Origin of the sequence: Bradyrhizobium sp. AUGA SZCCT0182 (genome assembly GCF_018130185.1) — a bacterium.
In the GTDB taxonomy this organism is placed as follows: Bacteria; Pseudomonadota; Alphaproteobacteria; order Rhizobiales; family Xanthobacteraceae; genus Bradyrhizobium.
In genome coordinates this window covers 110,254-123,118 of the sequence record NZ_JAFCLY010000008.1, presented here as the reverse complement: position 1 = coordinate 123,118, position 12,865 = coordinate 110,254, and the positions used below count along the sequence as shown (strand labels likewise).

16 protein-coding genes are annotated in these 12,865 nt (G+C 61.5%); 10 read left to right on the top strand and 6 right to left on the bottom strand.

Features of this window, described 5'->3' with window-relative positions:
* The first annotated feature begins 2 nt into the window (after positions 1–2).
* The 7 genes from JQ611_RS11630 to JQ611_RS11600 are packed head-to-tail and all read left to right on the top strand — an operon-like array spanning position 3 to position 5,864.
* Positions 3–1,106, top strand: a complete 1,104-nt coding sequence (locus JQ611_RS11630; protein ID WP_212262832.1) for a carbon-phosphorus lyase complex subunit PhnI — start codon at positions 3–5, stop codon at positions 1,104–1,106.
* Positions 1,103–1,987, top strand: a complete 885-nt coding sequence (locus tag JQ611_RS11625) for an alpha-D-ribose 1-methylphosphonate 5-phosphate C-P-lyase PhnJ (RefSeq protein WP_212465504.1) — start codon at positions 1,103–1,105, stop codon at positions 1,985–1,987. The genes JQ611_RS11630 and JQ611_RS11625 overlap by 4 nt, the downstream gene beginning before the upstream one ends.
* Positions 1,980–2,771 (top strand): phosphonate C-P lyase system protein PhnK, encoded by a 792-nt coding sequence (gene phnK, locus JQ611_RS11620; RefSeq protein ID WP_212262834.1) that lies wholly within the window; start codon positions 1,980–1,982, stop codon positions 2,769–2,771. The genes JQ611_RS11625 and phnK overlap by 8 nt, the downstream gene beginning before the upstream one ends.
* Before the next feature lie 9 nt (positions 2,772–2,780).
* Positions 2,781–3,479, top strand: a complete 699-nt coding sequence (phnL, locus tag JQ611_RS11615; protein ID WP_212465503.1) for a phosphonate C-P lyase system protein PhnL — start codon at positions 2,781–2,783, stop codon at positions 3,477–3,479.
* Between the two features lie 14 nt (positions 3,480–3,493).
* Complete coding sequence (locus JQ611_RS11610; protein WP_212465502.1) at positions 3,494–4,651, top strand: alpha-D-ribose 1-methylphosphonate 5-triphosphate diphosphatase; 1,158 nt, start codon at positions 3,494–3,496, stop codon at positions 4,649–4,651.
* The gene (gene phnN / locus JQ611_RS11605; RefSeq protein WP_212465501.1) at positions 4,648–5,238 is read left to right on the top strand and encodes a phosphonate metabolism protein/1,5-bisphosphokinase (PRPP-forming) PhnN; all 591 of its coding nucleotides are present in this window, start codon (positions 4,648–4,650) and stop codon (positions 5,236–5,238) included. The genes JQ611_RS11610 and phnN overlap by 4 nt, the downstream gene beginning before the upstream one ends.
* Before the next feature lie 14 nt (positions 5,239–5,252).
* Positions 5,253–5,864: a pyridoxamine 5'-phosphate oxidase family protein gene (locus tag JQ611_RS11600; RefSeq protein WP_212465500.1), complete on the top strand. Its 612-nt coding sequence runs from the start codon at positions 5,253–5,255 to the stop codon at positions 5,862–5,864.
* 465 nt (positions 5,865–6,329) lie between these two features.
* On the opposite strand, the gene JQ611_RS11595 is transcribed toward JQ611_RS11600, so the two are convergent.
* A complete protein-coding gene (locus JQ611_RS11595) occupies positions 6,330–6,527 on the bottom strand; it encodes a hypothetical protein (RefSeq protein ID WP_212262839.1) in 198 nt (65 codons plus the stop codon).
* A 164-nt stretch (positions 6,528–6,691) separates the two neighbouring features.
* The gene (locus tag JQ611_RS11590) at positions 6,692–7,009 is read right to left on the bottom strand and encodes an antibiotic biosynthesis monooxygenase (protein WP_212465499.1); all 318 of its coding nucleotides are present in this window, start codon (positions 7,007–7,009) and stop codon (positions 6,692–6,694) included.
* Positions 7,010–7,313: 304 nt separating this feature from the next.
* Here JQ611_RS11590 and JQ611_RS11585 point away from each other — a divergent pair, with 304 nt between their 5' ends.
* Positions 7,314–7,487 (top strand): hypothetical protein, encoded by a 174-nt coding sequence (locus JQ611_RS11585; protein ID WP_212262841.1) that lies wholly within the window; start codon positions 7,314–7,316, stop codon positions 7,485–7,487.
* Positions 7,488–8,100: 613 nt separating this feature from the next.
* On the top strand, positions 8,101–8,502 hold the full coding sequence (locus JQ611_RS11580; protein ID WP_212465498.1) for a hypothetical protein: 402 nt from the start codon (positions 8,101–8,103) through the stop codon (positions 8,500–8,502).
* Between the two features lie 546 nt (positions 8,503–9,048).
* Here the strand turns inward: JQ611_RS11580 and JQ611_RS11575 are convergent.
* The 3 genes from JQ611_RS11575 to JQ611_RS11565 all read right to left on the bottom strand — a co-directional run bounded on the left by JQ611_RS11575 (position 9,049) and on the right by JQ611_RS11565 (position 10,340).
* The gene (locus JQ611_RS11575; protein ID WP_212465497.1) at positions 9,049–9,393 is read right to left on the bottom strand and encodes a hypothetical protein; all 345 of its coding nucleotides are present in this window, start codon (positions 9,391–9,393) and stop codon (positions 9,049–9,051) included.
* A gap of 144 nt (positions 9,394–9,537) precedes the next feature.
* A complete protein-coding gene (locus JQ611_RS11570; RefSeq protein WP_212465496.1) occupies positions 9,538–9,705 on the bottom strand; it encodes a hypothetical protein in 168 nt (55 codons plus the stop codon).
* A gap of 449 nt (positions 9,706–10,154) precedes the next feature.
* The gene (locus tag JQ611_RS11565; protein WP_212262845.1) at positions 10,155–10,340 is read right to left on the bottom strand and encodes a hypothetical protein; all 186 of its coding nucleotides are present in this window, start codon (positions 10,338–10,340) and stop codon (positions 10,155–10,157) included.
* A 274-nt stretch (positions 10,341–10,614) separates the two neighbouring features.
* On the opposite strand from JQ611_RS11565, the gene cax reads away from it, so the two are divergent.
* The gene (cax, locus tag JQ611_RS11560; protein WP_212262846.1) at positions 10,615–11,718 is read left to right on the top strand and encodes a calcium/proton exchanger; all 1,104 of its coding nucleotides are present in this window, start codon (positions 10,615–10,617) and stop codon (positions 11,716–11,718) included.
* 472 nt (positions 11,719–12,190) lie between these two features.
* Here cax and JQ611_RS11555 read toward each other — a convergent pair whose 3' ends face one another.
* Complete coding sequence (locus tag JQ611_RS11555; RefSeq protein WP_212262847.1) at positions 12,191–12,712, bottom strand: GNAT family N-acetyltransferase; 522 nt, start codon at positions 12,710–12,712, stop codon at positions 12,191–12,193.
* Between the last annotated feature and the right edge of the window lie 153 nt (positions 12,713–12,865).

Here is a 12,865-nt window from a genome sequence, read left to right as displayed (position 1 = left end):
ACATGTACGTTGCCGTCAAGGGAGGCGAACGCGCCATCGAGAACGCCCATCGCCTGCTGGCGCATGAGCGGCGCGGCGACCGTGACGTTCCCGAGGTTTCGCTGTCCCAGATATCCGAGCAGTTGTCGCTCGGCGTCGACCGGGTCATGACCGAGGGCTCGTTGTACGACCGCGAACTCGCGTCGCTCGCGATCAAGCAGGCGCGCGGCGACATGATCGAGGCGATCTTCCTGGTCCGCGCGTTCCGCGCCACCCTGCCGCGCTTCGGCGCTACCGAGCCGGTCGATACCGGCGCGATGCAGGTGCGGCGGCGGATTTCCTCGACCTTCAAGGACATTCCCGGCGGGCAAATCCTCGGGCCGACTTTCGATTATACCCATCGTTTGCTGGATCCTCAGCTTGCCGAGGGGTTTTCTCCGGAAACGCCGGAGACGAGCGAAGCGTCGCTCGCGGCGACGCCTCGCGTGACCGACATTCTCGGCCGGGACGGCCTGATCGAGCCGTCGCCTAAGGCAGATGCGGAGACGCCGGTCGGCGACCTCACGCGCGAGCCGCTCAGCTTCCCGGCGGACCGCGACCTGCGCCTGCAGAACCTGGCGCGCGCCGACGAAGGCTTTCTGCTGGCGCTTGGCTATTCCTCGCAGCGCGGTTACGGCCGCAACCATCCGTTTGCCGGCGAAATCCGCTTCGGCGAAGTCGAGATCGAATTCATGGCCGAGGACGTAGGCTTCGCCGTGCCGCTCGGCGCGATCGCGATGACCGAATGCCAGATGGTCAATCAGTTCAAGGGCTCGGCCACCGAAGCGCCGTGTTTCACGCGCGGCTATGGGCTGGCGTTCGGGCAGAGCGAGCGCAAGACCATGTCGATGGCGCTTGTCGACCGCACGCTGCGCGCCCGCGAACTCGGCGAGGAAGTGATCGCGCCGGCCCAGGACGAAGAGTTCGTGATGTCGCATTCGGATAATGTCCAGGCGACCGGTTTTGTCGAACATCTCAAGCTGCCGCACTACGTGGACTTCCAGTCCGAACTCGGCCTGCTGCGCAAATTGCGCAAGGAGTTCGCCGAGGCCACGGAAGCGCCGCCGATGCAGGAGGCTGCGGAATGAACGCGCCGAGGTATAATTTCGCCTATCTCGACGAACAGACCAAACGGATGATCCGCCGCGCGATCCTGAAAGCGATCGCGATCCCCGGCTATCAGGTGCCGTTTGCCAGCCGCGAGATGCCGATGCCCTATGGCTGGGGTACCGGCGGCGTGCAGGTGACCGCGGCGATTCTCGGGCCCGACGACGTGCTGAAGGTGATCGACCAGGGATCCGACGACACCACCAACGCGATCTCGATCCGAAAGTTCTTCGGCAAGACCACAGGCGTTGCGACCACGACCGCTACGGCTGACGCCACTGTGATCCAGACAAGGCACCGGATTCCCGAAGCGCCGCTGCATGGCGGGCAGGTGTTGGTCTATCAGGTGCCGATCCCCGAGCCGCTGCGCTTCCTCGAGCCGCGCGAGACCGAAACCCGGCGCATGCATGCGCTCGGCGAATACGGCCTGATGCACGTCAAGCTCTACGAGGACATCGCGCGCTTCGGTCATATTGCGACTTCCTACGCCTATCCGGTGAAGGTGAACGCGCGTTACGTAATGGACCCGTCGCCGACGCCGAAATTCGACAATCCCAAGATGGACAACTGCCCGGCGCTGCAATTGTTCGGCGCCGGCCGCGAGAAGCGGATCTACGCGATCCCGCCGCATACGTCAGTGGTCTCGCTCGATTTCGAGGACCATCCCTTCACGCGCTACCGGTTCGACGCGCCCTGCGCGCTGTGCGGGGCCGGGGATTCCTACCTCGATGAGATCGTCACCGACGACAAGGGCGGCCGGATGTTCGTCTGTTCCGATACCGATTATTGCGAGAGCCGCCAAACGGCCGGGCATCGCGGCAGCGAAAGCGCGGCGCCGCACAAGGAGAGGGCGCATGGCTGAGCAAACCCTCGACGATCAACCGCTTCTGGTCGCCGAAAATCTCGGCAAGACCTATGGCCGGCTGATTGCCTGCCGCGACGTGTCCTTTGCGCTCTATCCCGGCGAGGTGCTGGCCGTGGTCGGCGAGTCCGGGTCGGGCAAGTCGACGCTGCTGCAATTGCTGTCGGCGCAACTGGCGCCGACGGCGGGCAGCGTCTCGTACCGGATGCGCGATGGCGTGCTGCGCGATCTCTCCGCGTTGGGCGAGGCCGAACGGCGTTTCTTGTTTCGCACCGATTGGGGTTTTGTGCATCAGGATCCCGCGCAGGGCCTGCGGATGGCGGTCTCGGCCGGGGCCAATGTTGGCGAGCGGCTGATGGCGGTGGGCTGGAATCACTACGGCCGCATCCGCGACACGGCGTCGTCCTGGCTGGAGCGGGTGGAGATCGATACCGACCGTATCGACGATGCGCCGCGGACCTACTCCGGCGGCATGCGGCAGCGGTTGCAGATCGCCCGCAATCTCGTCACCGAGCCGCGGCTGGTGTTCATGGACGAGCCGACCGGCGGCCTCGACGTGTCGGTGCAGGCGCGGCTGCTTGATCTGATGCGCAACCTCGTCAGCGAATTGGGCCTCGCGGCCATCGTCGTCACCCACGATCTTGCGGTGGCGCGGCTGCTCTCGCACCGCGTCATGGTGATGAAGGGCGGTCGGGTCATCGAAACCGGATTGACCGATCAGGTGCTCGACGATCCCCGCGAACCCTACACCCAGTTACTCGTTTCCTCGATTTTGCCGGCATGAGTTGGGCCAATGACCGCGATGATCGACATCACTAACGCCGAAAAAACCTTCACCATGCATCTGCAGGGCGGGGTCGAACTACCCGTCGTGCGCGGGGTCTCGTTCCACGTTGTATCAGGCGAATGCGTGGTGCTGTCGGGACCGTCGGGCGCCGGCAAATCCTCGATCCTGAAGATGATCTTCGGGAATTATCGCTGCGACGGCGGGCGGATCGGCATCTGCCACCAGGGCACCGTGATCGATCTCGCCACCGCCGAACCGCGTCAGGTGCTCAGCGTGCGCCGTTCCACCATCGGCTATGTCAGCCAGTTCTTGCGGGCGGTGCCGCGGGTCGCGACCATCGACGTGGTGGCCGAGCCCCTGATCGTGAACGGGATCGCCCGCGCAGAGGCGCGCGCGCAGGCCGGCACGCTGTTGCGCCGCCTCAACATTCCTGAGCGGCTGTGGGCGTTGCCGCCTTCGACGTTCTCGGGCGGCGAGCAGCAGCGCGTCAATATCGCGCGCGGCTTCATTTCCGATCTGCCGATCCTGCTCCTGGACGAGCCGACTGCGTCACTCGACGCCGCCAATCGCGCCGTCGTGGTTGAATTGATCGATCAGAAGAAACATCAGGGGGTGGCGATGGTCGCGATCGTCCATGACGACGAGATACGCCATCTGATCGCGGACCGGATCGTCGATGTGACGTCGTTTGCCTCGGCGGCATAGGGAAGAGAAGTGAGATGAGCGCAACGAAGCACGAAACCATTTTGGGCAATGCCGGCATCATCCTCGCCGATCGCGTGATCGCGCGCGGCTGGGTCGCCATATCAGATGGCCGCATCGCCGAATTCGGCGAGGGCGATGCCCCCGGGCGAGCTGTGGACGCCGCCGGCGACCTCATCATGCCCGGCCTGATTGAGCTGCACACCGACCATCTCGAAGCGCACTACGTGCCGCGGCCAAAAGTGTTCTGGGATCCGATCGCCGCAGTCGTCTCCTATGACGGACAGCTAGCCACCTCGGGCATCACGACAGTTTTGGACTCGCTGCGGGTCTGGCGCGAGGACGGCGCCGAGGAGGTCGATGGCAGGGCAGGCATACTCGCTAAGGCGATCACATCGGCGCGTGAGGAAAATCTGCTGCGTGCCGATCACTTCCTGCATCTGCGCTGCGAAATCCCGATGCCGAGCGTCGTCGAGGAAGCCAAGGAGCTGATCGACCGGCCGGACATCCGGCTGATGTCGTTGATGGACCACACGCCGGGACAGCGCCAGTTCCGCGACGAAGTGAAGCTGCGCGACTATTACCGCGGCAAGGGCGGCGGCATGACCGACGCCGAGCTCGACGTGCTGTTCGAGCGGCGCTTTGCCTACCAGAAGACCTATGCCGCGGCCAATATGCGCGAAATCGTGGCCTTGGCGCATCAATACGCGATACCGCTCGCCAGCCATGACGACACGACAGAGGAAAATGTCATCGACGCCGTGCGCGACCGCGTCGCGGTGGCCGAGTTTCCGACCACGATGGAAGCCGCGCGCGGCCTGCACCAGGCCGGCATCGGCATCCTGATGGGCGCGCCGAACGTGGTGCGCGGCGGCTCGCACTCCGGCAACATCGCCGCCGTCGATCTCGCCCGCGAGGGGCTGCTGGACATCCTGTCGTCCGACTACATTCCTTCGAGCTTGCTGATGGCAGCCCTGCAATTGCCGCGGCATGTTCCCGCCATTGATCTTGCTTCTGCCGTCCGCACCGTCACCAAGACGCCGGCCGAGGCCGTGGGGCTTTCGGACCGCGGCGAAATCGCGATCGGCAAACGCGCCGATCTGATCCGGGTGCATGTGGCGCGCGACATCCCGGTGGTGCGCAGCGTCTGGCGGGAAGGGCAGCGTGTGGCATGACCGACACTCTCACCACATCAACAGGCCATTCGGACGCGATCGGTCCGGGCCGGCTCATTCTGGTGGTCGGGCCGAGCGGCGCCGGCAAGGATACGCTGCTTGGGCTTGCCAAGGTGGCCTGCGCCGATGATGGCGCCATCGTATTCCCGCGGCGCGTGATCACGCGGCAGGCCTCGGCCTCCGAGGACAATGAAGAGGTCAGCGCCGGCACTTTTGAAGCGGCGCTGGCGCGTGACGAGTACGCCATGCACTGGGAAGCGCACGGCCACCGCTATGCGATATCGCGCGCCATCGACGACGAAATCCGCGCCGGGCACACTGTTGTCGCCAATGTTTCGCGCACCATCATTCCAGCGATGCGCCAGGCCTATGCCGACGTCACGGTGATCTCGATCACCGCGCCGCCGAACGTTCTTGCGGAACGCCTGGCGATGCGCGCCCGCGGCAGTGACGGCAAGATCGAGCACCGGCTTAGTCGGACGGTGGACGAGGCCGCGCCTGACGTCACCATCGTCAACACCGGCAGCGCCGAGTTTCACGCGCGTCAGCTGGTGCGGGCGATCAAAGGCGAGAAGTGGGACGAGTAAACGGGGGGACGCAAATGTCTGTCATCACGACGATCGAGCAACTCGAAGCGATCTATGGGTTTCCCGGTGAGGCCTCGACGGTCAAGGTCGCGGACCGCGTGACGGCGTCCTATCGGGCGCTGATGGATCAGTCGCCCTTCGTGGCGCTGGCGACCTGCGGACCGGAGGGGCTGGATTGTTCGCCCCGCGGCGATCTGCCCGGCTTCGTGCGCTTCCATGATGAAAAGACACTGATGATGCCGGATCGCCGCGGCAACAACCGCTGCGATTCCCTGCGCAATATCGTGCGAGACCCACGGGTGGCGCTGCTGTTCCTGATCCCGGGCTCGGGCAGCACGCTGCGCGTCAACGGCCGCGCGCATGTTTCCGCCGAGCCCGAGCTGCTGGCGTCGTTCAAGATGGACGGCAAGGCGCCGCGCACCGTGATCGTCATGACGGTGGACGAGATCTATTTCCAGTGCGCTCGCGCCATCGTCCGCGCCGATCTCTGGAATCCCGACAAGCGCGTCGATCCGAAGACCTTGCCGACACCAGGCGATATTCTGGCCGAGATGAGCGACAACACCGTGGGCGGCGAGAAATACGACCGCGAATGGCCGGAGCGCGCGCGTCAGACGATGTGGTGAAGGCCGGTTCGGAAGCGCCGTTCGCTTTCCGGTTTAACAGCTGCGCCTCTACTCCGGCAGGTCGGTTTCTCTTCGCTGATTTCCGCACATGCGTTGCTGCGTTGCACGGGGGCATGGGCCGCTATCCTCATCTATTTGGGGGATGCCGCCCGGCTTGACCGGCCTCACGATTATCGTGACACTTCGGGTCGCCAGTCTCCGAAGGGGCGGGGATGGCATTTCCAATAGGGAGGTTTTGATGATCCGTTTTTCAGCTATCGTTGCAATTGCGTTCGCGCTCGCTGTTTTCGTCGGGGGATCGCTTGCGCAGGCCCAGAAGGCCTCAGACCCAAAGAGCCAGCCCGGTAGCGGCCAGTGCCGGCTTTCAAACGGTCAAAAATGCTAATCTGATTCGACCAGCCAGCGCGTAGCGTGGTTGTTCTGGGCTCGCCGGCCCTGCCGGTGAGCCCATTTTCGTAGCCCGTACTACCCTTGATTCGTTACCGCGGGGCCCTGACTTGTGGGGCTGTTGATGAAAGCGTTGAACCGCAGCGAGGCCTCGGCAAATCTCTTCAGAAACTCGGCCGTGCTCGCCTCGGCTTCGGGCAAGACATTGTCCACAAGCCCGCCACCCGCAACGGACCCAAGTTCCTCAACGCTCAGTTCGCGATTTTCGCTGTCCATTGTCTCGCACCATTTTTGCAATGTCTCGCAGGCTCCGATCATGGCGGACCACAATCAACGGAGATGTGACGTAAATCACGAAACGAAAGAGGCCGCCGGAGCGGTGGCTTCTTTCACGGGTTCTTGCCCGGTTGAGTGTTCTGAATGGGTCGGCCGGACGGGCGCTAGATTCCGTGGCTATGCCGTATCTTCAGAATCTGAACGGACTTCGGAAGCTCGATCAGAAAATCCTTGTCGCGCTCCAGATGATGGATCTTGAATGGGTCTCCGCCCGTGAACCTGCTCATCGATTCCAGGCCTTCCCAATACGAGATGGTGACAAACTCGGTCTCGTTTTGTCTGTCCTCCCTGAACGTCTGGACGGCAAGGGCCTTCTCGATCAGCGGCTTGATGCCGACCTCGTAATTATAGGCCTCGTACGCGTCTGCCACGTCTGGATTGGTCCTGCCGCGCCAAATGCGGGCGATCTGGGGTTTGGTCATGTTGCGCCTCCGGTCGGAAAACCCGCTTCCGGAAAAACCGTTCCAACAACCCAAACGGGATTCGTCCCTGTTGGGGGCCTGGCATCTGGGCACCTGAACCGGTTGTTAAGAATTCTGCCGGACGAAACAAGCTTGAAACAATCGCGAAACGAAATCGCCATGAACCCCTCGAAATCTCGGTTCGACTAACCCTCGAACAGGAGATGATGACGATGATTAAAGTTGGTTCAAAGGAAGAAGTTGCCCTGCTGCTCGCATTGTTTGGCGTGCTCGATCTGCCGGTTCAGGCGCCGAAGAAGCGCAAATGACACTGCTGGTCGCCCCACTGTTGTTTGTCTTGCTGGGCGTCGGGGCTGTCAAAGCCAAAAAGGCAGGCCTCTCTGGCTGGGAGGTCGTCCTCATGGTCGCCGTCGGCAGCCTGTGCATTCTCGTGGTGACATTGGGAATCCTGATGTGGGGATTTCGCAACTTCGGTTAATTCCGATTGATCAGCCATACGCCTGCGCTGCTAAGCGTCTAAAAGTTGTCATCGGCGCAAAATGTGGATGTTATCGTTTCCGAGGGGCGCCTGTGGGTTGCCGGGCTATTAGCTATGTGGCCGTTCCTGCCGGCCTATTCGGTCCAAATGCGCTCTCCGCACTGCTTGCATTCAAACATATGAGTGACAACTCCGCTTTCAGATTCCATGATCGTCTTGAGAAGAGTGAGTCTTCCTGCGCAGAAGCGGCAGTCATGGTTTGATTGATCCCGAGCAGTGGCGATCTTCTCAGCTCGAAATAACTCCATGACGCCCCCTTTCCACAAAGGGTAGGGTACGGAGCGCCGGTTTCGTGAGGCGTAATTGGGCAACAAGTCTTGCCCCGGGCGACAAAGTTAAAGGCGAAGGCCGGTTGTCCACAGCAATCCACCGCCGCGCCGCCACGCTCGGGTCGTCAACCTTCGTGCCGAAGGAAAAAGCAATCGCGCCGCCGCAACGCCTTTTGCCGTCAGACGGCCGGCAACCGCCGCCGCCGGCTGCTTCAAAGTCGCCCTAATTTGCTCTGTCGGGAACCGGACTTTAAGTGATAGAGTGGGTCATCATCGGAATGAGCTTGGCAATTACCGATGCAGCCGGTCAAACGTATCGCGCTTCGTTTCTTGGGTGGCAAGATCGCGGATCAATGCCGCTTCGGCTGCGTCCCTACGAAGTGTTTCGAGCGAGGCTTGATAATCCTTCACGGGTTTTCAGTCCCGGTAGCGGCGACCTGGTTGTTGAACAGAGCGCACCGACTACGCCGAAGCGACCCGTCGGGATTGAACGTAAGAACCGCTTGCAAAATCTCATCCGACGCGCGGAAGTGCAGGACAACATCGCTGCCGTCCCATTGCAAATCGATGAGATCGCCGGCACGCGTTTCAACGAACCGTTGATGCCAGTACGCAGCGATAGCGTGCGTGCAGCGCAATTCTTTCTTGCCCCACAGTCGCAGTGCAGGGAAGCATCATCGGCATAACAATCAACAATTAAAAGGTCGCCCGCGCGATAGGCATCGAGCCAATCAATCGCGATTGCTATCAGATCACGGAAGACATCGTCCCATATCCACGCCCGCACGGCTATCATTGCGCGCTCGAAGCGCGCGCAGATATGAGCAAAATTACGCGAAACTCGCTTGTTAACGTGCGCCGACTTTTTGTTGCTTTGCCTCAACCGCGAATGGCACAAACTGCACATGCCAAGGGATGCAAGCGGGTATATCGTGTTGAATTCGCGAACAATGCCCCGTGAGAGCACCGTGCCATGGCAATCGAATTCCTCTATCGCGCAGGCATCATCGCCCTTGGCCTGATGAACGTCGGGCTGGTTGCTGTCCTATTGTTCGCAGGCCGCTAAAGCCGCAGCCGGCGACTTAAAAATAGCGGCTCATCGCCGGATGCATCCGCTCTTGACGTCCAGTGCACAAACGGCCGCCGCCATGGGCAGGGTCTCGGGATGTGTGCCTGACTTGACGCTGGCAGCCGAGCGCCGTGCCACCGGCGCACGGCCGCCTCAACACGGATTAGTAGCGCGGGCAAACCCAGTTGCCGTAGGTATCGTAACCGCAGCCGCCGCCGTAATAGGCCCCTGCCGCCGCAGCGCCAACAGCAGCCGCGCCGACCGCTGCCGCACCGTAGCCCCGACGATACCCGTAGCCGCCATAACCGTAGCGACCGCCGCGCACTGCGACAGCGCCACCCCGAGCGCCTCGAACTGCGACCGCGCCGCCGCGGTAGCCACCACCGTGAAATCCGCCACCACCGCGATAAGCGCCACCGCCGCGACCACGGGCGTAGGCATCGTCTGGGATCAAACTGGCGGTGAGCAGAATAAGTGCCGCAAAAGCAGCAAGAATATAGCGAAGCATGGCTGAACCTCTTTCTACAAACCCTGCCGGACAGGAAATTGCTGCGCTGTCAGTGTGGGGCATTGATGTAGATCAACGGAACTTTTGCCTAAATTCATGGGGCGAGATGTCGGGTGCTGGCGGGGCTGGAAGGCAAGCGGCGGGTCAAGGGCGGCGCGGCGCTCCGGCTTTATCTGCCAGCGCGATCTGGTTCGCTTCCGGGGTGAGGCCGGCGTTGTCAAGTGCGGCGCGCCATGCCGGCATCCCGATTACGACTGAAAGTGTGGGGCTGGCGATCAGATAGACGGGCGAGCCACCCTCGCGGAAAGCCATTTCGATATCGAGAAGGAACCGTGGTCTTAAGCGACGGGGACCGCAGCGTACCATGCTGTGCTCAAGCGTGGAGAATGCAATGGCTCCCCTTGGCCTACCCTGAGATCAGCGCGTTCACGCACGCCTGCAAGCGCTGGACCGGAGTGACCCCAAGCCAGTGTAGCGGTTATCGGCCGCGGGACCGGCGTCGGGATTTTCTTTCGACAGGCATCGGGTCGCCACGTGCCCGTCACTATCCGCCGCAGTAAAGGACAACGGCGATTTCAGCCGCGTTCAGCCGCGACAAATGTACCGAACCAAACCCACAAAGATCGTCAGCGCAATGCGGTGCCAATCGAGGCGCCCGCATCGTTCAGAAGAAACACCGGGTGCCAGCGGAATTTGCGGCGCTCAGACGAGCGGCTGATCGAGGAGCTGTGGGCAACCGTCGGTGTAAATCAATGGCAGTTTCAATCACTCTTGGTCGAACGTCGCGGGTGCCGATCCAGGCGAAGTCTTTGCGCTCGCATGCGCTTTATCTCGTCGTCGAGAGCGTCCATTTCCTCAGTGCGTCGCGCGTTCTTGGATTTCGGCGCATCGGCGGCGCGCAGTTTTTCCAGTGCTTTCTCGACAGAGAGTTTCGGTGTTTCGGCCATGGCAAACCTCATATCCGAGCGAGACACGTTCGGCCCCCATACAACCTCGTAGCGGCGCCGGCTACCGTCAGAACTGACGCGGCGACCCGAATTAGTCTTGGCGATCGCGAAGCTTGCTCCCAGTGCTTCAGATACTGCGCAGGCGTCCGTTGATCTAGATCAACAAGAATGTGCGGCGACGAGTTTTCTTACGCCCCGATGCCCGCCGAGATCACCAGCAGGAGAGGATCCGGAAGGCAACCGGACGGCCCTATTCCGAGGAGCGGCCAACACCATGAACTCTCTGCTAAGGGAGATCCGAGAGACTCCGTTGCTGTGGATGCTGATATTTGTGCCCGCCGTGCTGATCGCAGCCAAGGTTGTGCCGACCGCCCATACGCTCCTGTTTGTGCTCGCAGTTCTCGCAATCGTTCCGCTTGCTGCCCTTCTTAGTCATGCAACCGAAGCCGTCTCCGAAAAGACGGGTGACGCAGTCGGTGGGTTGTTGAATGCAACGCTTGGAAACTTGACCGAGTTGATTATCGCTGTCACTGCGCTGCGAGCCGGAGAGTACATGCTGGTGAAGGCGTCGATTGCCGGCGCTATCGTCACCAACTCGCTTTTCATGCTGGGAGCCTCCTTTATGTTGGGTGGCCTCAGGTATCATGTTCAGGAGTACAATCGTGCAGGAGGCAGGATGCATTCGGCCTTGCTGTTGATGGCGACCATTGCGCTCCTTGCTCCGGCAGCGGTCTCCGAACTCGATTTGGCGCGCGGCGAGGTGATGGCTCAGAATTTCAGCGCCGCCCTGGCTATCCTGCTCATCGTGGCTTACGGATTGAGCTTGCTTTTCTCGCTAAAGACCCACAAGGAACTCTTTGCGAGCGAGGATCACGGCGAGGCGGGGGAAACAAAGTGGCCGATCAACCTAGCGGTCGGAACACTCCTCGCTGTTACCGTGTTGGTGGCGCTGGTAAGTGAAATTTTCGTTGAGTCGGTGCAACACGCGGCGACGACACTGGGGATGAGCCCGGCTTTCGTCGGGTTCATCATCGTCGCCCTGGTCGGTGCTGCAGCTGAAATGGCCGTGGCCTTTTCCGCGGCGCGCAAGAACCGCCTGGATATGAGCGTTAGCATCGCGCTCGGAAGCGCGTCCCAGATCGCGCTGTTTGTAGCACCGGTGCTGGTGCTCCTGAGTTACGTCGTCGGGCCCAAACCAATGGATCTGCAATTTTGGCCCGGTGCCGTGACCATGGTGATGATCGCGACCGTGACGGCGACCTTCGTTACGAACAGCGGTCGTTCGGCATGGTTCATCGGCGCTCTCTTGATATTCATCTACGCAATATTTGCCATGACACTCTATATGGTTCCGCCCGGATCGCACGGACTGGCGTAATGTAAGGAGTGTTCGATCCTGTAGGAATGAGCGCCGCAGCGTACCGGTTTGAGGGCAACGAAATAGGCGCGACATGCGACTAGGCTCCTACAGCTGCTTCACTGCGTTTCTAGCCATTATCTCGTGCACGTCTCATAGCGCGATCGCGCAGAGCCTTACGCCGTTCCGCTATGAATCCCAGGCGCAACGCCATTGTCCCGGGGACATGATCGTCTGGCTCGATTTCAGAACAGAACGCTATTACCTGAAGGGCCAGAGGCGTTACGCGTCGGGATATAGCGGCAGCTTCGTATGCAGGAATGAGGTCCGGAATAGCAGCTACCGGCGCTCGCCCTTGGGCTTGAGGTAGGCCTGAACCGTCGTGAACGAACGCGCCGTGTCTTCCGCGACTTCTCGACACCGCAGTGCGCTCCAAGCGCCCCGTGCAGGTTCAGGTCCGGACGGGGCAGTTATTGTCGCGCTGAAAGTGTTTCTAACCGAGCTTCAGTACCAGATGGAGTGTCTGCGGGTCTCGGCGCGCGGCGGGCCTGAAGCCGAACTTTCCGAATACCTTTATCATCGCTGCGTTTTCGGGCAGAACTTCTGCCGTTAATTCTTGCAGCCCGGCATCGCGCGCGAACTTGACGAGATGACGCATCAGGATCGAGCCGATGCCTCGGCCTTGCCAGGTATCGACGACGACAAATGCCATCTCGGCCCGCCCGGGCTCGAAGACAATGTACCTGCCGCCTCCGGCAATCACCTTGCGACTGGCTTCCTCTGTGATCGCGACAATCGCGACGTGATTCTTGAAATCGACGTCCATGAAGAAGGCGCGCTCCTTCTCCGAGAAGTGGCGCTTCATGACGAAGAATCGGCGCTGCAATGATTGCGCGCTGGTCTTTTCGATCGCAGCGAGCATGTCTGCTTCGTCCTCCCGCCGGAGCGCGCGGATTTCGACTTGGCTGCCGTCGCGCAGCAGCTCGCGTCCGGTGTAGTTGATCGGCTCAGACATTGGGCCTCATGTGCTGGCGAACAAGGCTGCCGTCTCGATCGACGTCCGCCGATGAAGCCCGGGCCCGGATTGCGGTCGTTTGATTTGGATCAAGACTTCAGCGCGAAAAACGGCCGGTAGCTTGACGACAGCATGCCCACTCCCAGATGAGGG

Coding starts and splice junctions, on each gene's coding strand:
- JQ611_RS11630 (WP_212262832.1), top strand. CDS start 3: ATGTACGTTGCCGTCAAGGGAGGCGAACGCGCCATCGAGAACGCCCAT.
- JQ611_RS11625 (WP_212465504.1), top strand. CDS start 1,103: ATGAACGCGCCGAGGTATAATTTCGCCTATCTCGACGAACAGACCAAA.
- phnK (WP_212262834.1), top strand. CDS start 1,980: ATGGCTGAGCAAACCCTCGACGATCAACCGCTTCTGGTCGCCGAAAAT.
- phnL (WP_212465503.1), top strand. CDS start 2,781: ATGACCGCGATGATCGACATCACTAACGCCGAAAAAACCTTCACCATG.
- JQ611_RS11610 (WP_212465502.1), top strand. CDS start 3,494: ATGAGCGCAACGAAGCACGAAACCATTTTGGGCAATGCCGGCATCATC.
- phnN (WP_212465501.1), top strand. CDS start 4,648: ATGACCGACACTCTCACCACATCAACAGGCCATTCGGACGCGATCGGT.
- JQ611_RS11600 (WP_212465500.1), top strand. CDS start 5,253: ATGTCTGTCATCACGACGATCGAGCAACTCGAAGCGATCTATGGGTTT.
- JQ611_RS11595 (WP_212262839.1), bottom strand. CDS start 6,527: ATGGACAGCGAAAATCGCGAACTGAGCGTTGAGGAACTTGGGTCCGTT.
- JQ611_RS11590 (WP_212465499.1), bottom strand. CDS start 7,009: ATGACCAAACCCCAGATCGCCCGCATTTGGCGCGGCAGGACCAATCCA.
- JQ611_RS11585 (WP_212262841.1), top strand. CDS start 7,314: ATGACACTGCTGGTCGCCCCACTGTTGTTTGTCTTGCTGGGCGTCGGG.
- JQ611_RS11575 (WP_212465497.1), bottom strand. CDS start 9,393: ATGCTTCGCTATATTCTTGCTGCTTTTGCGGCACTTATTCTGCTCACC.
- JQ611_RS11570 (WP_212465496.1), bottom strand. CDS start 9,705: ATGGCTTTCCGCGAGGGTGGCTCGCCCGTCTATCTGATCGCCAGCCCC.
- JQ611_RS11565 (WP_212262845.1), bottom strand. CDS start 10,340: ATGGCCGAAACACCGAAACTCTCTGTCGAGAAAGCACTGGAAAAACTG.
- cax (WP_212262846.1), top strand. CDS start 10,615: ATGAACTCTCTGCTAAGGGAGATCCGAGAGACTCCGTTGCTGTGGATG.
- JQ611_RS11555 (WP_212262847.1), bottom strand. CDS start 12,712: ATGTCTGAGCCGATCAACTACACCGGACGCGAGCTGCTGCGCGACGGC.